General features: G+C 74.0%; 21 protein-coding genes. 14 read left to right on the top strand and 7 right to left on the bottom strand.

Annotated features, from left to right (window positions below):
- Positions 1–21: 21 nt before the first annotated feature.
- The 4 genes from ACZ6O5_RS30440 to ACZ6O5_RS30425 all read right to left on the bottom strand — a co-directional run bounded on the left by ACZ6O5_RS30440 (position 22) and on the right by ACZ6O5_RS30425 (position 2868).
- Positions 22–468: an SCO6045 C-terminal-like domain-containing protein gene (locus ACZ6O5_RS30440; protein WP_465981682.1), complete on the bottom strand. Its 447-nt coding sequence runs from the start codon at positions 466–468 to the stop codon at positions 22–24.
- The gene (locus ACZ6O5_RS30435; protein WP_396771755.1) at positions 465–1283 is read right to left on the bottom strand and encodes a multinuclear nonheme iron-dependent oxidase; all 819 of its coding nucleotides are present in this window, start codon (positions 1281–1283) and stop codon (positions 465–467) included. The genes ACZ6O5_RS30440 and ACZ6O5_RS30435 overlap by 4 nt, the downstream gene beginning before the upstream one ends.
- Positions 1280–2203: a TIGR04222 domain-containing membrane protein gene (locus ACZ6O5_RS30430; RefSeq protein ID WP_465981680.1), complete on the bottom strand. Its 924-nt coding sequence runs from the start codon at positions 2201–2203 to the stop codon at positions 1280–1282. Before ACZ6O5_RS30430 ends, ACZ6O5_RS30435 begins: the two co-directional genes overlap by 4 nt.
- 92 nt (positions 2204–2295) lie before the next feature.
- Positions 2296–2868, bottom strand: a complete 573-nt coding sequence (locus ACZ6O5_RS30425) for a TetR/AcrR family transcriptional regulator (RefSeq protein WP_107162520.1) — start codon at positions 2866–2868, stop codon at positions 2296–2298.
- A 79-nt stretch (positions 2869–2947) separates the two neighbouring features.
- On the opposite strand from ACZ6O5_RS30425, the gene ACZ6O5_RS30420 reads away from it, so the two are divergent.
- The 3 genes from ACZ6O5_RS30420 to ACZ6O5_RS30410 all read left to right on the top strand — a co-directional run bounded on the left by ACZ6O5_RS30420 (position 2948) and on the right by ACZ6O5_RS30410 (position 5567).
- Positions 2948–3778, top strand: a complete 831-nt coding sequence (locus tag ACZ6O5_RS30420; protein ID WP_465981678.1) for a carbon-nitrogen hydrolase family protein — start codon at positions 2948–2950, stop codon at positions 3776–3778.
- Positions 3779–3834: 56 nt separating this feature from the next.
- Entirely contained in the window at positions 3835–4479 is a 645-nt protein-coding gene (locus ACZ6O5_RS30415; RefSeq protein ID WP_281938646.1) for an HAD family hydrolase, read from the top strand.
- A 161-nt stretch (positions 4480–4640) separates the two neighbouring features.
- Positions 4641–5567: a serine protein kinase RIO gene (locus tag ACZ6O5_RS30410; protein ID WP_465981676.1), complete on the top strand. Its 927-nt coding sequence runs from the start codon at positions 4641–4643 to the stop codon at positions 5565–5567.
- Between the two features lie 87 nt (positions 5568–5654).
- Here ACZ6O5_RS30410 and ACZ6O5_RS30405 read toward each other — a convergent pair whose 3' ends face one another.
- Complete coding sequence (locus ACZ6O5_RS30405; RefSeq protein ID WP_107162524.1) at positions 5655–5903, bottom strand: DUF2630 family protein; 249 nt, start codon at positions 5901–5903, stop codon at positions 5655–5657.
- 340 nt (positions 5904–6243) lie between these two features.
- Between ACZ6O5_RS30405 and ACZ6O5_RS30400 the strand changes: the two genes are divergently transcribed.
- The 8 genes from ACZ6O5_RS30400 (at position 6244) to ACZ6O5_RS30365 (ending at position 14476) form a co-directional block, all read left to right on the top strand.
- Positions 6244–7581: a cytochrome P450 gene (locus ACZ6O5_RS30400; RefSeq protein ID WP_465981732.1), complete on the top strand. Its 1338-nt coding sequence runs from the start codon at positions 6244–6246 to the stop codon at positions 7579–7581.
- Entirely contained in the window at positions 7578–8453 is an 876-nt protein-coding gene (locus tag ACZ6O5_RS30395; protein WP_465981674.1) for a terpene synthase family protein, read from the top strand. Before ACZ6O5_RS30400 ends, ACZ6O5_RS30395 begins: the two co-directional genes overlap by 4 nt.
- Positions 8450–10003 carry a serine/threonine-protein kinase gene (locus ACZ6O5_RS30390; RefSeq protein ID WP_465981672.1) on the top strand — a complete coding sequence of 518 codons (1554 nt, stop codon included), beginning with the start codon at positions 8450–8452 and terminating at the stop codon, positions 10001–10003. Before ACZ6O5_RS30395 ends, ACZ6O5_RS30390 begins: the two co-directional genes overlap by 4 nt.
- 80 nt (positions 10004–10083) lie before the next feature.
- Positions 10084–12528 carry a sensor histidine kinase gene (locus tag ACZ6O5_RS30385; protein ID WP_465981670.1) on the top strand — a complete coding sequence of 815 codons (2445 nt, stop codon included), beginning with the start codon at positions 10084–10086 and terminating at the stop codon, positions 12526–12528.
- Between the two features lie 66 nt (positions 12529–12594).
- Complete coding sequence (locus tag ACZ6O5_RS30380) at positions 12595–13020, top strand: roadblock/LC7 domain-containing protein (RefSeq protein ID WP_281938655.1); 426 nt, start codon at positions 12595–12597, stop codon at positions 13018–13020.
- Positions 13017–13406, top strand: coding sequence for a DUF742 domain-containing protein (locus ACZ6O5_RS30375; protein ID WP_281938657.1), 390 nt, complete (start codon positions 13017–13019; stop codon positions 13404–13406). Before ACZ6O5_RS30380 ends, ACZ6O5_RS30375 begins: the two co-directional genes overlap by 4 nt.
- Complete coding sequence (locus ACZ6O5_RS30370; RefSeq protein ID WP_107162530.1) at positions 13387–13995, top strand: GTP-binding protein; 609 nt, start codon at positions 13387–13389, stop codon at positions 13993–13995. The genes ACZ6O5_RS30375 and ACZ6O5_RS30370 overlap by 20 nt, the downstream gene beginning before the upstream one ends.
- Positions 13996–14002: 7 nt before the next feature.
- Entirely contained in the window at positions 14003–14476 is a 474-nt protein-coding gene (locus ACZ6O5_RS30365; RefSeq protein ID WP_465981668.1) for a GNAT family N-acetyltransferase, read from the top strand.
- A gap of 333 nt (positions 14477–14809) precedes the next feature.
- Here the strand turns inward: ACZ6O5_RS30365 and ACZ6O5_RS30360 are convergent, their stop codons facing one another.
- Positions 14810–15658, bottom strand: coding sequence for a LysR family transcriptional regulator (locus ACZ6O5_RS30360; RefSeq protein WP_465981666.1), 849 nt, complete (start codon positions 15656–15658; stop codon positions 14810–14812).
- Between the two features lie 94 nt (positions 15659–15752).
- Between ACZ6O5_RS30360 and ACZ6O5_RS30355 the strand changes: the two genes are divergently transcribed.
- Positions 15753–16484: an SDR family oxidoreductase gene (locus ACZ6O5_RS30355; RefSeq protein ID WP_465981664.1), complete on the top strand. Its 732-nt coding sequence runs from the start codon at positions 15753–15755 to the stop codon at positions 16482–16484.
- 68 nt (positions 16485–16552) lie between these two features.
- Here the strand turns inward: ACZ6O5_RS30355 and ACZ6O5_RS30350 are convergent, their stop codons facing one another.
- Complete coding sequence (locus ACZ6O5_RS30350; RefSeq protein ID WP_465981662.1) at positions 16553–19408, bottom strand: aconitate hydratase; 2856 nt, start codon at positions 19406–19408, stop codon at positions 16553–16555.
- A gap of 156 nt (positions 19409–19564) precedes the next feature.
- On the opposite strand from ACZ6O5_RS30350, the gene ACZ6O5_RS30345 reads away from it, so the two are divergent.
- Positions 19565–19921, top strand: a complete 357-nt coding sequence (locus ACZ6O5_RS30345) for a VOC family protein (RefSeq protein ID WP_465981660.1) — start codon at positions 19565–19567, stop codon at positions 19919–19921.
- A 24-nt stretch (positions 19922–19945) separates the two neighbouring features.
- A complete protein-coding gene (locus ACZ6O5_RS30340) occupies positions 19946–20599 on the top strand; it encodes a DedA family protein (RefSeq protein ID WP_465981658.1) in 654 nt (217 codons plus the stop codon).
- Positions 20600–20645: the final 46 nt, after the last annotated feature.

The following is a 20645-nucleotide window of genomic DNA, read 5'->3' as shown; positions in this document are numbered from 1 at the left end:
GCCGCATCGGGTGAGGACCTGTCAGCGCGGGGCGGGCCGCAGCAGGCGTACCCGGCCGGCGAACTGGACCACGACGGCGCCGCCGGTGCGGGCGAGCGCCGGGAGGCGGCGGCGTCGGGGGGTGCCGCGGCCGTCGTAGCGGTTCGCGGCCTCGCGCCCGGCCAGCTCGTCGGCGCCCAGCGGCGGCAGCGTGCCCCGGTCGCGCAGCTCGCGGGCCAGGTCCCAGCCGTCGCGCAGCGAGCCGTTGGTGGGGCGGCCGGCCGCCCAGTCGACGAAGACCGCCGGCCAGTCGGGGCCGAGGCCGGCGGCGAGCAGCGGCCAGTGCCGGGCCACGTCGCCGGCGCGCTTGCGCAGCAGCGCCCGACGGGCGGCCTCGACCGGCCCGGCGGCGAAGCCGGGCGGCAGCGGCCCGCCCGCGACCAGCGTCGCCACCAGCTCGGCCTGCCGGGCCGCCAGGTCGCCGCTCACGTGACCACCGGGTACCCGGACGCGGCGGCGAGCGCGTCCAGCTCGCCGCGCAGTTCGGCGGCGGGCGGGTAGTGGCCGTCGCGTTCCAGCAGCAGCGCTGGCGGGCGGCGCCGGGCGCACAGCTCCCGGACCAGGTCGAGCACCTCGGCGGGCACCGGATCGGTGTGCGTGTCGTGGTAGAAGCCGCCGGCCTCGGCCCCGCCGGCCACGTGCACGTAGGCGATCCGCTCCAGTGGCAGCCGGTCCAGCAGCGCGGTCGGGTCGCCGCCCCGGTTGCGCGCGTTGGCGTGCACGTTGGCGACGTCGAGCAGCAGCAGCGCGTCGGTCGCGTCGAGGATCTCGGTGAGGAAGTCGGCCTCGTCCAGCTCGTCGTCGGGCCAGTCGAAGAGCGCGGCGATCGGTTCCAGCGCCAGCGGCACCGGCAGCTCCGCCCGCGCCCGCCGGACGTTGGCCACCACCGCGGCCACCGCCTCCCGGCTGCGGGGCAGCGGCAGCAGGTGGCCGGCCTCCAGGCCGCCGGCCCGCACGAACGCGATGTGTTCGCTGACCAGCGGCGCCTCCAGCGCCGTGGCCACCGCGGCCAGGTGCGCCACCCGGGCCGGGTCGACCGGTTCCGCGCCGCCGAGCGAGAGACGCACCCCGTGGGGTACGACGGTGACGTCGCGGGCGCGCAGCTCGGTCAGGCCGTCGGGCAGTGGTCCGGCCGGCGCGACCGCCTCCGCGACCACCTCGACGAAGCGCAGTCCCGGCAGGTCGGCCACGAAGCCGGCGATCTCGGGCCGCCAGCCGATGCCGACGCCGGACGGGCCGGTCATCCGCCGCACCCGCCGCCGCCCCCGCAGCCGCCACCCCCGCCGCACGAGCTGCCGGAGCTGCACGAGGAGGAGCCGCCGGAGCAGGAGGAGGAACCGCCGCACGAGCTGCCGGAGCTGCCCGCCGTGCCCATCGCCTGGCGCTGGATCTCGGCCTGCTCCGCGAAGCCCGGGTCCATGGTCCAGAGCGTGGCGGTGCCGAACAGCGCCACCGCCATGGCGGTGGCCGACGGGCCGTACGTCGCGTACGCCGGCGCGGCGGCGGGACGCAGCGCGGTGTGCCGGCGGCGCAGGTCGCGCAGCGCGGCGGTGGCCGCCCGGGTGCGCCACGGCACGCGGTTGAGCAGCAGGAACGCGACGATGAGCGGGACCAGGGTGAGGAGCAGGAAGCCGGCGGGCCGGCCGTTGGTCAGCCCGACGAAGGCACGCGCCACGCCGAGCACCAGCAGCAGTCCGAGCAGGGTGGACCCGCGTCGCAGCGTGCGGCGCCGCTCCGGGTCCAGCGCCAGGCCGCGGCGGACCAGGCCGTCGCGCAGCTCGGCGAGGGCGCGCCGGACCCACTCGTCGCGGGGCAGCTCCCGGGCGCGCAGGCCCTGGCCGGCCGCGTGGTGGACGGCCTGGTCCAGCGGGGTGAGCCCGGCCGGCAGCGGCCCGCCGGTGGCCAGCCGCCGGTCCGGATGCACGCCCACCGCGCCGGCCCGGCGCAGGCCGCCGAGCGCGGTCCAGACCGCGAGCTGGTCGCCCCCGTTGAGGTACGCGACCTGCTGCGGGCCGAGCGAGCCGTGGTCCGGGACCGGGGTGCCGGCCAGCGCGCGGAACCGGTACACCGCCGTGCCGACGACCAGGACGACGGCCGCGACGAGATACCAGCGCAGGAAGACGGGGCCGGGGATGCCCCAGGTGTCGGCCGCGAGGACGGTCATGCTGTGCTCCTGTCGCGAGGGGTCGCGGCTCATTGTGGAGCAGGTACGCCAGTGTCGATCTCCACGGGGCGGCCAGTTACCGGACCGAGACGTCAGTGCCGGCGGACGGCCTCCTCGACCAGGTCCAGCACGCGGGTCAGGTCGCCGGCCGGCCGGCCCATCGCCAGGTGCAGCACCAGCCCGTCGTAGGCCAGCTCCAGGAACTGGGCCAGTACGTCGATCGGCACGTCGTCGCGGAGCACGCCGGCCTCGCGCTGGCGGAGCAGCCGTTCCCGGGTCGCCTCGGCGATGGCCGCCGAGCGCTCGGACCAGCGCTTGGCGAACGCCGGGTCGGTCCGCAGCCGGCGGGAGACCTCGAGCTGGCTGCCGAGCCAGCCGGTGGTGTCCGGGGAGACCGCGCGGGCGAGCAGGTCCCGCATCACCTGGACCAGGCCGTTGCGGGCCACGGTCTCCACCATGGCGGCGGCGTCGTCCTCGGCCACCGCGAGGAAGAGTGAGTCCTTGTCCCGGAAGTGGTGGAAGATCGCGCCTCGGGAGAGACCGGTGGCCTCCTCCAGCCGCCGCACGGTGGCGCCCTCGTAGCCGTGCCGGGCGAAACAAGCCCGCGCCGCGGCGAGGATCTCCTGCCGGCGCGCGTCGAGCTGGTCCTGACTTACTCTGGGCACGGTGCGATCGTCGCAGGTGGCGGGGGCCGACGCAAACCGTACGTACGGCTTGCGAGGCGGGGTTGGCTACCATCCGGTGATGACCCCGCTGACCGTCGCCGCCGTGCAGGCGCAACCGGTGCCCGGTGACGTCGCCGGGAACGCGCGAGCCGCCGCCCGCCTGGTCGGCCGGGCCGCAGGGGCCCGCGTCGTGGTGCTGCCCGAGCTGTTCCTGCCCGCGTACCATCCGCCGACGCTGGGCGCGGACCCGACCGGGACGGACGTGACCGCCGACCCGGACGGGCATGTCGACGATGCCCGGCTGGACCCGCTGCGCGCCGCCGCCCGGGACGGCGGGGCCGCCGTGGTGATCGGCGCGGCGGTCCGCCACCCGGACCGGCGGCGCACCATCTCGTCGCTGGTGGTGGACCCGACCGGCACGGTCACCGCGGCGTACGACAAGCAGCAGCTCTGGAGCGGCGAACGCGAGCTGTTCGACGCCGGCCGGCGGGGCGCCACGCTTGTGGTCGACACGTGGCGGTTCGGCCTCGGCATCTGTTACGACGGCTGTTTCCCGGAGCACGGCCGGGCCGCGGCGGGCGACGGCGCGCACGGCTACCTCTGCCCCAGCGGCTACCTGGCCGGCTCGGCGCACCGTCGGGACCTCTACTACGCGGCCCGCGCGCTGGACAACACCATGTTCGTGGTCTTCGCCAACGCGGTCGGCGGCGTGGCGCCCTGGCGGTTCAACGGTGGCGCGGCGGTCTACGACCCGGAGGGCCGGGTGCTGGCCCGGGGCGCGGACACCGGGGAGGACGTGCTGGTGGCGACGCTGGACCCGGCGGTCCTGGCGGACACCCGCGCGGCGCACACCATGCTGCTCGACCGGCTGCCCGACGCCGGGGCCGCCCGCGCGACGCTCGTCGCCTGACCGCGACCGGACCTCCGGCCCTGCCGGTGCCCAGGGCGTTCCCGTAGGGTGCTCAGGTGCCGTTGCTCCTGCTCGCTCTGGACGACACCCTGCTGGACCGCGACGGGCCGTTCCGCGCCTGGGGAGCACGCTTCCTGGAGAGCATCGGCGCGCCGCCCGTCGACCTCGACTGGCTGGTCTCCGTCGACGCGGACGGGCTGACCAACCGGTGGGACGTGGCCGACGCCATCCGGGACCGCTACGGGCTGCGCATCCCGTCGATCGACCTGGTCGAGGAGCTGCACGACGGCGTGGTGGCGCACATGCGGCTGGATCCGCTGGTGGCCTGCGCGCTGCGGATCGCCGCCGACGCGGGCTGGGTGCCGGTGGTGGTCACCAACGGCGCGGAACGCCAGCAGGACACCAAGATCCGCCGGACCGGCCTGGACCGGTACGTCGCCGACTGGGTGATCTCCGAGGAGGCCGGGGTCAGCAAACCCAACCCCCGGATCTTCGCGCTCGCCGCCCAGCGGGCCCGGTTGCCGCTGCGCGGCGCGTGGGTGATCGGCGACAGCCCGGAGGCGGACATCGGCGGCGCGACCGCGGTGGGCCTGCCCAGTGTCTGGCTGCACCGGGGGCGACGCTGGTCGGATCCCCGCTTCGCGCCGACCCGGGTGGAGGACGGGCTGATCCCGGCCGTGGCCGCCGTGCTGGCGGGCTGAGCGGGGAAAATCGCTTGCCCCGCCGGGACCGGCCCACGAGCATGGTCCCGCGCGAGGGCGCAACCGGGTCGCCCGGTCGAGGAGAGGAGGTCGGTCATGGCCGTCTTTGCAGGGTCGTTCCGCCTGCCTCCACCAGACTCGACCGAAGGACAGACCCACCCGTGCGCGATCACGACTTCCCGGCGCAGCCGCGCCGTGGCCGCGGCAAGAGCCGCTTCGACGACGACGAACCCGACTTCCTGAAGCGGGGCCGGCCGGCCCCGACCCTCGCCGACCCGGACGCCGAGCCCGACGTGGAGGACCGCTGGTCCTCCTGGGACCAGGCCGTCCACGGGCCGGAGCCGCACCCGGCCTGGCTGGTGACCGAGCTGGCCGCCCGGGACACCGAGCTGGGGATGCTCAAGACCGGCAAGGAGGCGGACGTCCACCTGGTCCGCCGCGCGGTGCCGGACACCGACCGGGGCTGCCTGCTGGCGGTCAAGCGCTACCGGGACGCCCAGCACCGGCTCTTCCACCGCGACGCCGGCTACCTGGAGGGTCGCCGGGTACGCCGGTCGCGGGAGATGCGGGCGATGGCCGGGCGCACCGCGTTCGGTCGGCAGATGATCGCCGGGCAGTGGGCGGCGGCCGAGTTCGCCGCGCTGTCCCGGCTCTGGGAGATCGGCGCCGCCTCCGGGCGGATCGCCGTGCCCTACCCGGTGCAGCTGCTCGGCACCGAGCTGATGCTGGAGTTCGTGGGCGACGCCGGGGCGGGCGAGGCCGCGCCCCGGCTGGCCCAGGTCCGTCCGGACGACGACGAGCTGCGCGACCTGTGGGAGCAGTTGGTCGACGCCCTGGTGGTGCTGGCGCGGGCCGGGTACGCCCACGGCGACCTGTCCCCGTACAACCTCCTGGTGCACGCCGGCCGGCTGGTCCTGATCGACCTGCCGCAGGTGGTGGACGTGGTGGCCAACCCGCAGGGGGCCGAGTTCCTGGCCCGCGACGTGCGCGTGGTGGCCGCCTGGTTCACCGCCCGGGGGCTGCCCGCCGTCGACACCGATCCGGTGGCGCTGACCGAGGTGCTGCTGCGGGAGGCGGGGATCCGCTGAACCGTGAGCGTCCCGGGCGGGATCCGTCCCGCCCGGGACGTCGGCTCGGCGGTACCGCTGCGGGCGGCGGTGCCGCCGGAGCGCGGGTCACTGGAGGTAGCGCTCGACCTCCGGCACCGGGCGCTCACCCTGGGCGTCCGGGTCGCCGTGTGCCTGCCGGGCCGCCCGGCGACGGCGGAGCAGGTCCCAGCACTGGTCCAGGGACTCCTCCAGGTGCCGGAGCCGCTCGCGGGCCTCGTCGTCGGTGCCGGCCTCGTGCTGCTGCGCGCCGGCGCGCAGCCGGTGCTCCTCGTCGACGAGTTCGGAGATCCGGCTCAGGATGGTCTTGTCGTCCATGCCCGAAGCTTGGCACAGCGGACGCGCCCGCGCCCGCGTTCCCGCGCCCGCGAGGCAGGTGTCAAGCGGGGCTCCGAGCTATACCGAAGGCGTTGAACGGGGCCCGGCCTTACCCGCAAGACTTTCGGCGTGACGCATATCCCACGGGCTCCATTCTCGACAAAGAGATTGTTGTTAAGTGAAATATCCTCGTTGCCGTCTTTTGATTCAACGCCCAGGATGGCATGCTCGCGAGCAACGTTCACGGGTCGAGACGGGGTAGCGACCCTCAGCAACCCGAGGGAGCGTTCAGGTGGTCGATTCGTCCGGCCTGTCCCGGCCCACCGGCCGGCCTCGTGTCGTGCCGCTGCGGCAGATCCTGCCCGCCGTCCTGCGGGACCCGGCCCGCGCGCTGATCGACGTGGGTAACCGCACCGGTGGCGAACTGGTCCGGCTCAACCTCGGCTCGTTCCGCCCGTACCTGGTCACCCACCCCCGGCACGTGCAGCACGTGCTGCGCGACCGGGCGGACAACTACGAACGGGCCGGCGACGGACTGTTCTGGCGCCCGGTCAAGCGACTGTTCGGCGAGGGCATCCTCGGCGAGGGGCAGGTCTGGTCCGCCAGCCGCCGGATGTTGCAGCCGATGTTCACCGCCAAGCGGGTGGAGGCGCTCATCGACGGCATGGCCGGAGCCATCTCCGACGCCGTCGACGAGCTGGACGAGCCGTGCCGCGCCGGACGGCCGGTCGACATCGGCGTCGAGCAGGCCCGCATCGTCAGCCGGGCGATCATGAAGGTGCTCTTCGCCGACCGCATCTCGGTGCCGGACGCGATGCGCGTGATCGACGCCCAGGACCGCATCGCCACCGCGGTCATCCCCCGCATCGTCGTGCCGTTCGCGCCGCTGTCGCTGCCGATGCCGGGCGACCGGGCGTTCCGTCGTGCGGTGCGCGTGGTGGACGACGTGCTGGTGCCGATCGTCCGGCAGACCCGCGACGACGCCGACTCCGGCGACGACATCATCTCCACCCTCTGGCGGGCCCGCACCGACGACGGCCGGCAGCTCGACGAGCGGCAGGTCCGCAACGACACCGTGGCCATGTTCGCCGCCACCACGGAGACCACCATCAACGTGCTCACCTGGGCCTGGCCGCACCTGCACCAGCACCCCGAGGTCGCCGAGCGGCTCTACGCCGAGATCGACGACGTGGTCGGTGACGGCCCGGTACGCCGGGAGCACCTGGACCACCTCACCTACACCAGGATGGTGCTGGACGAGCTGCTGCGGCTCTACCCGATCGGCTGGATCATCCCGCGCCGCGCGGTCGCCGACGACGTCATCGACGGCGTGCCGATCGAGGCCGGCGCCACCATGGCGGTCAGCCCGCTGATCACCCAGCGGATGCGGCAGTTCTGGGACCGGCCGGACGAGTTCGACCCGGAGCGGTTCCGGCCGGAGCGGGTCCGCGACCGTCACCGGTACGCCCACTTCCCGTTCGGCGGCGGCCCGCACCAGTGCCTCGGCATGTACCTGTTCTATCTGGAGGCCCAGCTCATCCTCGCCACGATGCTCAGCCGCTACCGCTTCCGGCTGCGCCGCACCGACGTGCCCTGGTTGCGCCTGGCGGCGGCGCTGCGACCCCGCGAGCGGGTCGAGCTGACGTTGCTCGCGGCCGGCCGGGCGGAGCCGGCGTGACCGGCGGACCGACGCCGGATCCGATCACCGCCGCGGCGGAACAGGGCCGGATCTGCGCGCTCGTCGCGCACGGCCAGCGTGGCCTGCGGCGGGTGGCCGCCGCGCACCCCGACCTGTTTCCCGCCGACCCGTTCGACGCGACGCTGTTCGGCAGCATCGCCTCGGCGATGGCGTTCAGCGCGCCCTGGCACACCGCCGCCGAGCTGGCGGTCACCAACCGCGCGGTGCTGTGGGGCTTCGCCGTCGACTGGCTGGTCGACCAGCGGGCGACCAGCCGCGCCGAGGTGGACCGCATCACCCGTACCTGCCTGGACGTGCTGGACGGCGCGTCGACGACCGACCCGCTCGGCCGGTTCCTCGCCGAACTGCGCGACGACGTCGCCACCGCGCCCGGCTACGCCGCCCTGCGTGGACGCTGGCGTACCACCATGGAACGCACGCTGGACGCGATGGCCCGCGAGTGGACGTGGCGGCGCACCGGCCGGCCCACGCTCGCCGAGTACCTGGCCAACGCGGACAATCTCGCCGCGACGGTGGTCAACGTGGCGCACTGGATCCACACCGGATCGGTAGCCGACGCCGCCGCGCTGGACCGGCTGATCCAGGTCGGCGACGAGGTGCAGCGGGCGCTGCGCCTGGTCAACGACCTCGGCACGTACCGCCGGGACGCGGAGTCGGGCGACCTCAACGCGTTGCTGCTGGTGGACGACCCGGCGGAGGTCGAGCGGCGGTTCGCCGAGCAGGTCGACCACTGCCGGGTGCTGCTGGCGAAACTGGCCGACGAGGCGCCCCGGGAGGCCGACTTCCTGTCCCGCCAGCTCGGGTTCACCACCGGGTTCTACCGGCACACCGACTTCTGGGGCGTGCGGTGAGCCTCACCGCCCAGCCCGCCACCCGGAGCGGGCCCGCTCGGGAACTCGTCGACGCGCTCGCGGACGACCCGACGGGGCAGACCTCGCCGTCGATCTACGAGACCGGCCGGCTGGCCGCGCTGGCACCCTGGCTGCCCGGCCACGACACCCGGCTGGCCTGGCTGCTCGACCGCCAGCGCCCGGACGGCGGTTGGGGCGGGCCCGGCGGCTACGCGCTGGTGCCGACGCTGAGCGCCGTCGAGGCGCTGCTGACCGAGCTGCACCGGACCGGGCCGGCCACGGCGCCGACCACCGCCGCGCACCGCGGCCTGGCGTTCCTGGCCGCCGCGCTGCCCGGCGACACCCCGCCCGACCTGCCGGCCACCGACCTGATCGTGCCGGCGCTGCTGACCGCCGTGGACCGGCGTCTCACCGGCCCGGCGGGCCCACCGCCCGGGCTGGCCGGGTGGGCGGACCGGCCCCGTCTGCCCCTGCCGGCCGGCCTCGACCCGGTCCGGCTGACCCGGGTACGCGGACTGCTTGCCACCGGCCGGCCGGTCCCGGCGAAGCTGGCGCACGCGCTGGAGGTGACCGGCGAGCTGGCCCCCGGGGCGGCCGGTGTCCGCCCCTCGGCGAGCGGTTCGGTGGGCGCCTCCCCGGCCGCCACGGCCGCCTGGCTCGGCCGGCCCGAGCCCGGCCCCGCCCTGGACTACCTGCGCGGGGTCGGCCGGCCCGGGCCGGTGCCCTGCGCCAGCCCGATCACCGTCTTCGAACGGGCCTGGGCGCTCGCCGCCCTGATCCGGGCCGGCGTCCCGCTGCGGGTGCCGGAGCCGGTGCTGGCCGAGTTGGGTGCCGCCGTCGGCGCGTCCGGCGCGGCCACCGCGCCCGGCTTGCCGGCCGACGCCGACACCACCTCCGTGGTGCTCTACGTGCTGGCCCGGCTGGGCCGGCCGCTCGGTGTCACCCCGCTCGCCGGGTACGACACCGGACGCCACTTCTGCACCTGGCCGGGGGAGGACGGCGCCTCGCTGACCACCAACGCGCACGTGCTCGACGCGCTCGGCGAGCACGCGACCCGGCCCGGCGTGACGGCGGCCCGCCGCCGGGTCGCCGACTGGCTCGTCGAGCGGCAGGGGCCGGACGGGCGGTGGGAGGACCGCTGGCACGCCTCGGCGTACTACGCGACGTACGCGGTGCTGCTCGCACTGGCCGACCACGCGCCCGACGGGGCGGCCCGGACCGCCGTCGAGCGGGGCGTCGGCTGGCTGCTGGACACCCAGCGGGCGGACGGATCGTGGGGGCGCTGGCAGGGCACCGCCGAGGAGACCGCGTACGCGGTGCTCGCGCTGACCGGCGCGGGCCGCGCCGGGGACCCCCGGATCGCCGCGGCGCTGGCCCGGGGCCGGGCCCGACTGTCCGAGCTGGACGGATGCGACGGCGGTCCGGCACTCTGGCACGACAAGGACCTCTACCGTCCGACGCGGATCGTGCGCGCGGCGGTACTGGCCGCGTCGGGGCGGGCCGGCTGGACGTCGCCGCATCCGGCACCCACCATGATCAGGATCGCTTGAATGGAGTTCCCGACGGCTGCTAGCGTGCGCCGGAGTCGATCGGATTCCGGACCGACCGAAGACCGGGCCAGGACGGTGTGATGGGTTCCCGCAGTACGAATCTCCGTACGAAGATCATCGCGCTGCTGGCGTCGCTGACCGCGCTCTGGGCGTTCGCGGCCTGGGTGACCGTACGGGACGGGTTCAACCTGCTCGGCGTGCAGGCGCTCAACGCGCGGGTCTTCGAGCCGAGCGACCCGCTGCTGCTGGAGCTGCAGAACGAGCGTCGACTCTCGCTGCGCTACCTGGGTGAGTCCGACCCCGGGCAGTTGCAGGAGCTCCAGGCCCAGCGTGGACGCACCGACAGCGCGGCCACCGCGCTGTGGACCTCGGTGCAGGACTGGCGCACCGAGGTCCCGGCCAGCGACGAGCTGGAGCAGCGGCTGGCCGAGCTGAAGGCCGAACTCGGCCAGCTCGTCCAGGTCCGCGACGAGGTGGGCCGCAAGACCATCGACCGGACCGCGACGCTGGCCGCGTACGACGAGGCGGTGGACGGCATCTTCGCCGTCTTCGACGCGCTCGGCGGTCTCGACGACGACCAGATCGCCCGGGACACCGCGGCGCTGATCGACCTGAACCGCTCCCGTGAGCTGCTGTCCCAACAGGACGCGCTGCTCACCGGCGCGGTCTCGGCCAACCGGCTGACCGTCGCCGAGCAGACCGCGTTCGCCCGGCTGGTCGGCGCCCAGTGGTTCCTCGCGGACCGGACCGCCCGGGAACTCGCCCCGACCGACCGATCCCGCTACCAGCAGATGGTCGAGGGGGAGGCGTTCGGGCAGCTACGCACGCTCCAGGACCGGGTGCTCGCGGCCAAGGGCGAGGACGTCCGCCCGCCGGTCACCGCCGCGGCCTGGCGGGCCGCCGCCGACCGGGCGATGGCCGACCTGCGTGGCGTGATCCTCGCCGGTGGTGAGGACATCGTGTCCCGGGCCACCCCGGTCGCCATCGGCGTCATCGTCCGACTGGTGCTCGCCGCCGGTCTCGGCCTGATCGCCGTCGTCGCGTCCGTCATCGTCTCGATCACCACGGCCCGCGCGCTGGTCCGGCAGCTCGAACGGCTGCGCGAGGCCGCCTTCCGGCTGGCCAACGAGCGGCTGCCCAGCGTGGTGGAGCGGCTGGGGCACGGCGAGGAGGTGGACGTCGCCCGGGAGGCGCCGCCGTTGCAGTTCGGCGACGACGAGATCGGCCAGGTCGGCAAGGCGTTCAACGCCGTGCAGGAGACCGCCGTCCGCACCGCCGTCGAGCAGGCCGAGCTGCGCCGCAGCGTCCGCGACGTGTTCCTCAGCCTGGCCCGGCGCACCCAGGCGCTGGTGCACCGCCAGCTCACGCTGCTCGACGCCATGGAACGCCGGGAACACGACGCCGAGGAGCTGGAGGACCTGTTCCGGGTCGACCACCTGGCCACCCGGATGCGGCGCAACGCGGAGAACCTGATCGTGCTCTCCGGGTCGACGCCGGGTCGCGCCTGGCGGCGCAGCGTGCCGATGGTCGACGTGGTGCGCGGCGCCGTCGCCGAGGTCGAGGACTACACCCGGGTGACCGTCCGGCCGCTCGGCGCGGTGTCGCTGACCGGCCGCGCCGTCGGTGACGTGATCCACCTGCTGGCCGAGCTGATCGAGAACGGCCTCTCCTTCTCGCCGCCGCAGACCGCTGTGGAGGTCCGCGGCCAACTGGTCGCCAACGGCTTCGCTCTCGAGATCGAGGACCGCGGCCTCGGCATGAGCGGCGAAGATCTGGCCGCCGCCAACGCGCGCATCGTGGACCGCTCCGAACTGAACCTCGCCGACGCCGCCCGGCTCGGCTTGTTCGTGGTCAGCCGGCTCACCGAGCGGCACGGCGTGAAGGTGCAGCTCCGGGAGTCGGCGTACGGCGGCACGACCGCGGTGGTGCTGATCCCGCGCGAGCTGATCAGCACGGACGCCGGTGACCCGGGCGACTCCGACGACGCCCGCGACGACGACGCCGTGCCGTCGCCGGCCGCCGTGACGCCTGCCGGATCGGGTCGGCCCGCCGAGGAGACCGTCGTGGTCCGGGTGGGCGAGGACGGCACCACCGGCGGGTTCGGCCCGATCGACACCGGTACGCCGGAGGCCGAGCCGGCACCGCCCGCGCCCCGGATGACGCCGTCCGGGCTGCCGGCGCGTACCCGCAAACGGCAGCCCGCGGTGGCCGGGCCGACCGCGGAGCTGGCCGTGGTCGAGAACCGCGCCGCCCCGCCCGCGGCCGAGGCGGCGGCGCCGCAGACCGACGCCGGGCTGCCCGTCCGGGTACGCCAGGCCAGCCTCGTCCCGGAGCTGCGGCACGAACGGTCCGAGGCGGACGACGACGGGGCGGACGACACGGCGCGCGCGCCGGAGCAGGTACGCCGGATGATGAGCTCCTACCAGAGTGGAACCCGACGTGGCCGCACCGACGCGGCGCGGCTGCTCGGCGGGGCGCACGGGGCCGGTGACGGGCCGGCCGACGGAAACGAGCAGGTCACCTGACCGGGCGTCGATGCCGACGCATCCGGGACGAGAACGGCACACCAGCCGGGGAGAAGAGGACGACGAGTGGCGCAGAAGACGGCTTCGAGCGCGGATCTTGCGTGGCTGCTGGATGACCTGGTCGGCCGGGTCAAGCAGGCGGAACACGCCGTGGCGCTCTCCACCGACGGACTGCTGATGGCCTCGTCCCGCGGGTTGAGCAGGGACGACGGCGAGCACCTGGCGGCGATGGCGGCGGGCATCCAGAGCCTGGCCCGGGGCGCGGGCAAGCGGTTCGGCGGTGGTCAGGTGCAGCAGACCATCATCGAGATGCAGTCCTCCTTCCTGTTCGTCACCGCGGCCGGCCGCAACGCCTGCCTGGCGGTGCTGGCGGCGGAGGACGCGGACGTCGGCCTGATCGCGTACGAGATGGCCATGCTGGTCACCCGGGTCGGCCGGTTCGTCGCATCACCCACCCGGGAACAGCCCCTCGGCGAGAACGCGGCGCGATGACAGGCCGGGGGGAGCCCACCGAGCAGGAGTGGGTCGACGACCACGCGGGTCCGGTGGTCCGCCCGTACGCGGTGACCGGTGGCCGGGCCCGCCCGGTGACCGGCACGTTCGACCTGATCTCCCTGGTGACCGCGACCCGCACCGAGGTCGGGTCCGAGTCCGGGCTGGGCCCGGAGCACGTGGCGATAGTCGGCCTCTGTCAGCGGATCCTCTCCGTGGCCGAGATCGCCGCCCATCTCGACCTGCCGGTGGGCACCGTCCGGGTTCTCCTCGGAGACCTGGCGGCCCGCAGTCTGGTGCAGGTACGCGAGCCGCGCGCCACCCCCGCCGGCCTTCCCGACGAGCATGTTTTCGAGGCGGTAATCAATGGACTACGGGCGCTCTGAGCGGCCGGCGGGAGCAGCGCCGCTGCCCACCGCGATCAAGATCCTGATCGCCGGTGGTTTCGGCGTCGGCAAGACCACAATGGTCGGCGCGGTCAGCGAGACCCGGCCGCTGCGTACCGAAGAGGTGCTGACCGAGACCGGGATCGGCATCGACGACCTGTCCGGGGTGGAGGCGAAGTCGACCACCACCGTGGCGATGGACTTCGGTCGGATCACGCTCAGCGACGATCTGGTGCTCTACCTGTTCGGCACGCCCGGACAGGACCGGTTCTGGTTCGTCTGGGACGAGCTGGCGCTGGGCGCGCTCGGCGCGGTGGTGCTCGCCGACACCCGCCGGCTGGCCGACTGCTTCCCGTCGATCGACTATTTCGAGGGGCGGGGCACGCCGTTCGTGGTGGCGGTGAACTGCTTCGAGGGAGCCCGGCAGTTCCGGCTCGACGAGGTTCAGGCGGCGCTCGACCTGGACCCGGGCGTGCCGGTGGTGCTCTGCGACGCACGTCAGCGCGAGTCGGCCAAGGAGGTGCTGATCACGCTGCTGGAGCACGCCATGAAGCTGCGTGAGGCGCGTCGGCGGGCCGCCGGTGACTGAGCCGGCCGTGTCCGTCCGCGCGATGGCCCCGGAGGAGTTCGACCGCTGGCAGGACGAGCTGGCCGTGGAGTACGCGCGGGAGCACGTGACGGCCGGCAACTGGACGGAGGCGGAGGCGCTCGACCGGGCGCGGGAGGCCAATGCCGCCCTGCTGCCGGACGGCCTGGCCACGCCCGGCATGCTCCTCCTGATCGGCGTGCTGCCCGACGGTTCGTCGATCGGCCGGCTGTGGATCGGCCTGACCCATCCGCGCGGCGTCCCCCACTGCGCCTTCCTCTACGACATCGAGGTGGTCGCCGACCGCCGCGGTCAGGGCCTGGGCCGGGCATTGCTCGCGGCGGGGGAGCGGATGGCCCGGGAGCGGGGCGCCCGGGCCCTGGAACTCAACGTCTTCGGCGCCAACGAGACGGCGGCGACGCTCTACCGGACCTCGGGCTACCAGGTGGTCACCCAGCAGATGCGCAAGGACCTGCTCGCCTAGGTCGCGCGGACCTCGGCTCGTGCGGCCCCTTGACTCGTGCGGCCCTTGACTCGTGCAGGGTCGCTGGTTACTGAGCGTCGCCGTGGCAGGGAACAACTCAACTTGGTGCGGTATACCTCTCCGTCATAATTATGACCCAGAGGTATACCGCTTCGCGGGCAACTATGCCGCCGGCCGCGACACGCCCGGGGCGTAGTTGCGGCGGGCCCGGCCGAGCGCTGCCTCCGGACGCACCCGGCGACTGCCGAGGCGGCCGGGTGGCGCGGCGCGCCCTCGGGAGAGCAGCGTGGCGCGTGGCCGCAGCGGTGGCTGGGCAGCCCCGCGCGGGCGTGGCTAGAGGCGGGTGGCGGTGCGGACCAGGGCGGCCAGGGACCGCGAGCGGCTGTGCGGCGGCCACGCGATCACCGTGGTCACCGCCGGCGCGTCCGGCACCGGCACGGCGGCCAGGTCGGGGCGCAGGAGCGTCCGGCACGACTCGGGGAGCACCGCCACCGTCCGGCCGAGCGCGATCAACTGGAACAACTGGACGTGGTCCCGGACCTCGGGCCCCGGCCCGTCCGGATAGCTGCCGTCCCGGCGCGGCCAGCGCGGCAGCGGCAGGTCGGGCAGCGCGGCGACGTCGGCCGTCCGCACCTGCGCCCGGCCGGCCAGCGGATGCCCGGCCGGCAGGACCACCACCTGCTGTTCGGTCACCAGTTCCTCGGTGTCGAGCCCGGCCGTCGAGTCGAACGGCAGGTGCAGCAGCGCCACGTCGGCCCGCCCGTCGCGCAGCAGTCGCTCCTGTTCCCCGATGCCGCACAGCAGCACCTCCACGGCGACCGCGTCGGGCTCGGCGGCGTACGCGTCGAGCAGTTTCGGCAGCAGCTCGCTCGACGCGCCGGCCTTGGTGGCGAGCACCAGGCCGGGCTCGCCGGCGGCGGTGGACGCGGCACGGCGGGTGCGGCGGTCGGCGGCGGCCACCGCGTCCAGCGCGGCCCGGCCCTCGCGCAGCAGCACCGCGCCGGCCGGCGTCAACGTGACGGCCCGGCTGTCGCGGGCCAGCAGCGTCGCCCCGAGCCGCCGTTCGAGCTGCGCGATCGCCCGCGACAGCGGTGGTTGGGCGATGCCGAGGCGGCGCGCGGCGCGGCCGAAGTGCAGCTCCTCGGCGACCGCGACGAAGTAGCGCAACTCCCGGGTCTCCACCCGGCCACCGTACCTCCGGGCGATACCCGTCGGGTATCGCCCGCTACCGAGACGGTGTTGGCCGCCCGGTGCCGGCCCGGCCAGGATCGATCGCATGAGTGAAGGCACGATCGCGCTGGTGACCGGCGCTAACAAGGGAATCGGGTACGAGATCGCGGCGGGGCTGGGCGCGCTCGGCTGGCGGGTGGGCGTCGGCGCCCGCGACGGGCAGCGCCGGGAGGCCGCCGTGGCGAAGCTGCGCGCGGCCGGCGTGGACGCGTTCGGCGTACCGCTGGACGTGACCGACGACGCGAGCGTGACCGCCGCCGCCCGCCTGCTGGCCGAGCAGGTCGGCGGTCTCGACGTGCTGGTCAACAACGCCGGCGTCACCGGCGGCATGCCGCAGCGGCCCGGCGGCGCGGACGTCGCGACCGTGCGGGCCGCGGTCGAGGTCAACGTGATCGGCGTCATCCGGGTCACCGAGGCGATGCTGCCGCTGCTGCGCCGCTCGGCCGCGCCCCGGATCGTCAACATGTCCAGCGGCGTCGGCTCGCTCGCCCGGCAGAGCGCCTCCACCGGGGAGGAGCAGACGGGCCCGCTCTCCGTGGCCTACGCGCCGTCGAAGTCGATGCTCAACGCGGTGACGATCCAGTACGCCCGCGCGCTCGCCGACACGAACATCCTGATCAACGCCGGCTGCCCCGGCTTCACCGCGACCGACCTGAACGGCTTCCGCGGGGTGCGTACGCCGCAGCAGGGCGCGGCGATCGGGATCAGGCTGGCGACGCTGCCCGACGACGGGCCGACCGGCGGATTCTTCGAGGACGCCGGCGTGGTGCCCTGGTGACCGTGCAAGGAGGGGCCCCTTGTTAACAGACGTCTGTTAAGAAGGGGCCCCTCCTTGCACACCAGGTGCTAGCTGGCGATCATGCGGCGCAGCACGTACTGGAGGATGCCGCCGTGCCGGTAGTAGTCCGCCTCACCGGGGGTGTCGATGCGGACCACGGCGTCGAACTCCACGCCGGTGTCGGTGGTGACCTTCACCGTGCGCGGGGTGTCGCCGTCGTTGAGCGCGGTGACACCGCTGATCGAGAACGTCTCGGTGCCGGTCAGGCCCAGCGACTCCGCGGTGGTGTCCACCGGGAACTGGAGCGGCAGGACGCCCATGCCGATCAGGTTCGAGCGGTGGATCCGCTCGTACGACTCGGCGATGACCGCCTTCACGCCCAGCAGCATGGTGCCCTTGGCCGCCCAGTCCCGCGACGAGCCCGAGCCGTACTCCTTGCCGGCCAGGATGACCAGCGGGACGCCCGCCTCCTGGTACGCCATCGAGGCGTCGTAGATCGAGGACTGCTCGCCGGTCAGGTGGTTGACCGTGAAGCCGCCCTCCACACCGGGGACGAGCTGGTTGCGCAGCCGGATGTTGGCGAACGTGCCCCGGATCATCACCTCGTGGTTGCCCCGGCGGGAGCCGTACGAGTTGAACTCGTGCCGGGCCACGCCGTGCTCGGCCAGGTACTTCCCGGCGGGGGAGTCCGCCTTGATGGAACCGGCCGGGGAGATGTGGTCGGTGGTCACCGAGTCGCCCAGCTTCGCGAGGACGCGGGCGTCGGCGATGTCCCGCACCGGGGTCGGCTGCTGCTGCATGCCCTCGAAGTACGGGGGCTTGCGCACGTAGGTGGAGTCGCCCGCCCAGGAGAACGTGTCACCGGTCGGGGTCGGCAGCGACTGCCAGCGCTCGTCACCGGCGAACACGTCGGCGTACGCGGCGCTGAAGCCGGTGGCGCCGATCGCCGAGGCGATGACGTCCTGGATCTCGGCGCTGTTCGGCCAGATCTCCCGCAGGAACACCGGGTTGCCCTGGGCGTCCTCGCCGATCGGCTCGTTGGCCAGGTCGATGTCCATGGTGCCGGCGAGCGCGTACGCGACCACCAGCGGCGGGGACGCCAGGTAGTTCATCTTGACGTCCGGGTTGATCCGGCCCTCGAAGTTGCGGTTGCCGGAGAGCACCGAGACGACGGCCAGGTCGCCCTCGTTCACGGCGGCGGAGACCTCCTCCGGCAGCGGGCCGGAGTTGCCGATGCAGGTGGTGCAGCCGTAGCCGACCAGGTTGAAGCCGAGCTTCTCCAGGTACGGCGTGAGGCCGGCGCGGTCGTAGTAGTCCATGACGACCTTGGAGCCCGGCGCGAGGGTGGTCTTCACCCACGGCTTGCGGGCCAGGCCCTTCTCCACCGCGTTGCGGGCCAGCAGCGCGGCGCCGATCATCACCTGCGGGTTCGAGGTGTTGGTGCAGGACGTGATCGCGGCGATCACCACCGCGCCGTGGTCCAACTCGTACTCGACGCCGTCGGCGCCGGTCACCCGGACCGGGTTGGTGGCCCGGCCACCCGCGCCCACGGCGGCGGTCTCCAGGTCACGCGGCGCGTCCGCCGGGTCGTTGACGCCGTTGGCCGGCGCGTCGCTGGCCGGGAACGACTCGGCGCTGGCCTCGTCGGCCGGGCCGTCGGTGCCGAACGGCTTCTGCTGCTGCGGCACGCCCGGCTTGCGGCCCGGGTCGCCGCCGGTCTCGTCGGCCGCCACGTAGTCGGTCAGCGCCGAGCGGAACAGCGTCTTCGCGTTGCCCAGCGGCACCCGGTCCTGCGGGCGCTTCGGGCCGGCCAGGGACGGCTCGATGGTGCCGAGGTCCAACTCCAGGCGCTCCGAGTACTCCGGCTCGTGGTCCGGGTCGTGCCAGAGGCCCTGCTCCTTGGCGTACGCCTCGACCAGCGCGACCTGGGACGCGTCGCGGCCGGTCAGCTCCAGGTAGCGGACCGTCTCGGCGTCGATCGGGAAGATCGCCACGGTGGAGCCGTACTCCGGCGACATGTTGCCGATGGTGGCGCGGTTGGCCAGCGGCACCGCGCTCACGCCGGGGCCGTAGAACTCGACGAACTTGCCGACCACGCCGTGCTTGCGCAGCATCTCGGTGATGGTCAGCACCAGGTCGGTGGCGGTGGTGCCGGCCGGCATCTCACCGGAGAGCTTGAAGCCGACCACGCGGGGGATCAGCATGCTGACCGGCTGGCCGAGCATCGCGGCCTCGGCCTCGATGCCGCCGACGCCCCAGCCCAGCACACCCAGGCCGTTGACCATTGTGGTGTGCGAGTCGGTGCCGACCACGGTGTCCGGGTACGCCTGGCCGTTGCGCTCCATGATCGTTCGGGCCAGGTACTCGATGTTGACCTGGTGCACGATGCCGGTGCCGGGCGGGACGACCTTGAACTCGTTGAACGCGCTCTGCCCCCAGCGCAGGAACTGGTAGCGCTCCTTGTTGCGCTCGTACTCCAGCTCGACGTTGCGCTCGAACGCGTCCTCGCGGCCGAACAGGTCGGCGATGACCGAGTGGTCGATGACCAGCTCGGCCGGGGCGAGCGGGTTCACCTTGGTGGCGTCGCCACCGAGGTCGCGGACCGCCTCGCGCATGGTGGCCAGGTCGACCACGCAGGGCACGCCGGTGAAGTCCTGCATCAGCACCCGGGCCGGGGTGAACTGGATCTCCACGCTCGGGTCGGCGGTGGGGTCCCACGCGCCGAGCTGCCGGATGTGGTCGGCGGTGATGTTCGCGCCGTCCTCGGTCCGCAGCAGGTTCTCCAGCAGGATCTTCAGGCTGTAGGGCAGTCTGTCGTGCCCCGGAACCTGGCCGATCCTGAAAATCTCGTAGCTCGCGTCTCCGACGCGTAGCTGGGTCTTCGCACCGAAGGTGTCGAGGCTCGCCACGTCGTACTCCTTCACACCAGCGACCGTGAGTAGTCCTGAGCAGTTTGTCGCACCGACCGGGGCGCCGCCGTGCTTAGGCGACACTTACCTGCGTCGGTATCTACAAAACCGTACGTCCGTCTTGCTATTCACGCAACCTCGTGCCACGCTGCGGGACGAGGAGGTGCCACCATGATCCACCACGTGCTGCTGGCCTGCCCGCGCGGCTCCGAGGACCGCTCCCGCGCGTTCTACGTCGGTCTGCTCGGCCTCACCGAGAAACCCAAACCCCCGGCCCTCGCCGCCCGCGGCGGTTGCTGGTTCACCGGGTACGACGCCGAACTGCACCTCGGCGTGGAGGACGATTTCGTGCCCGCCCGCAAGGCCCACCCGGCGCTGGTCCGCGTCGACCTGGACGTGCTGGCCGCTCGGCTGTCCGCCGCCGGCCACGCCGTGACCTGGGGCGACGACGAGATCCCCGGCATGCGGCGGTTCCACACGTACGACCCGCACGGCAACCGGCTGGAGTTTCTGGCCCCCACGGGCTGAGTTCCACCCGGGTAGTGTCGGAGCGTGGTCGACGTGCAGCACTGGCTCTCCGCGCTACCCCCCGGCGTGATCTACCTGATCGTCGCCGGGGTGATCGGCGTCGAGAGCATGGGCGTCCCGCTGCCCGGCGAGATCGTGCTGGTCAGCTCCGCCCTGCTCGCCGCCACCGGGGTGGTCCAGCCCGAGTGGGTGGCCGTCGCGGCGGCGACCGGCGCGATCGTCGGCGACTCCATCGGGTACGCCGTGGGCCGCCGTGGCGGCCGGCCGCTGCTGGAACGGCTGGGCCGGCGTTTCCCGAAGCATCTCGGCCCGGCGCATCTGGCCCGCGCCGAGCAGAGCTTCGCCCGGCACGGTGTGTGGGCGGTCTTCTTCGGCCGGTTCGTCGCGCTGCTGCGCATCCTCGCCGGCCCGCTGGCCGGCGCGCTGCACGTGCCGTACCGCCGGTTCCTGGTGGCGAACGCGGCCGGCGGCCTGGTCTGGGCCTTCGGCACGACGTACCTGCTGTTCTACGTCGGCCGGGCGGCCGAGCACTGGCTCAAGGACATCTCCTGGGCCGGGCTGGTGCTCGCCGTGCTGGCCGGCCTGGTCAGCACATGGTGGCTGCGCCGGCGCGGGAAGCGGTTGGCCGAGGCCGAGGCGCCCGAGCTGAGCGAGCCGGTCGGCGCGACCGAGCGCTGACAAGGGCCCGACCCCGTTGGTGGGGTCGGGCCCTTGCGCGTTGGTG

It is taken from the genome of Micromonospora sp. NPDC049201 (assembly GCF_055586805.1).
Note: the sequence above shows the minus strand (reverse complement) of the source record. Positions and strands in the feature narration are given on the sequence as shown.

Coding starts and splice junctions, on each gene's coding strand:
- ACZ6O5_RS30435 (WP_396771755.1), bottom strand. CDS start 1,283: ATGACCGGCCCGTCCGGCGTCGGCATCGGCTGGCGGCCCGAGATCGCC.
- ACZ6O5_RS30430 (WP_465981680.1), bottom strand. CDS start 2,203: ATGACCGTCCTCGCGGCCGACACCTGGGGCATCCCCGGCCCCGTCTTC.
- ACZ6O5_RS30420 (WP_465981678.1), top strand. CDS start 2,948: ATGACCCCGCTGACCGTCGCCGCCGTGCAGGCGCAACCGGTGCCCGGT.
- ACZ6O5_RS30405 (WP_107162524.1), bottom strand. CDS start 5,903: ATGGACGACAAGACCATCCTGAGCCGGATCTCCGAACTCGTCGACGAG.
- ACZ6O5_RS30385 (WP_465981670.1), top strand. CDS start 10,084: ATGGGTTCCCGCAGTACGAATCTCCGTACGAAGATCATCGCGCTGCTG.
- ACZ6O5_RS30375 (WP_281938657.1), top strand. CDS start 13,017: ATGACAGGCCGGGGGGAGCCCACCGAGCAGGAGTGGGTCGACGACCAC.
- ACZ6O5_RS30370 (WP_107162530.1), top strand. CDS start 13,387: ATGGACTACGGGCGCTCTGAGCGGCCGGCGGGAGCAGCGCCGCTGCCC.
- ACZ6O5_RS30355 (WP_465981664.1), top strand. CDS start 15,753: ATGAGTGAAGGCACGATCGCGCTGGTGACCGGCGCTAACAAGGGAATC.
- ACZ6O5_RS30345 (WP_465981660.1), top strand. CDS start 19,565: ATGATCCACCACGTGCTGCTGGCCTGCCCGCGCGGCTCCGAGGACCGC.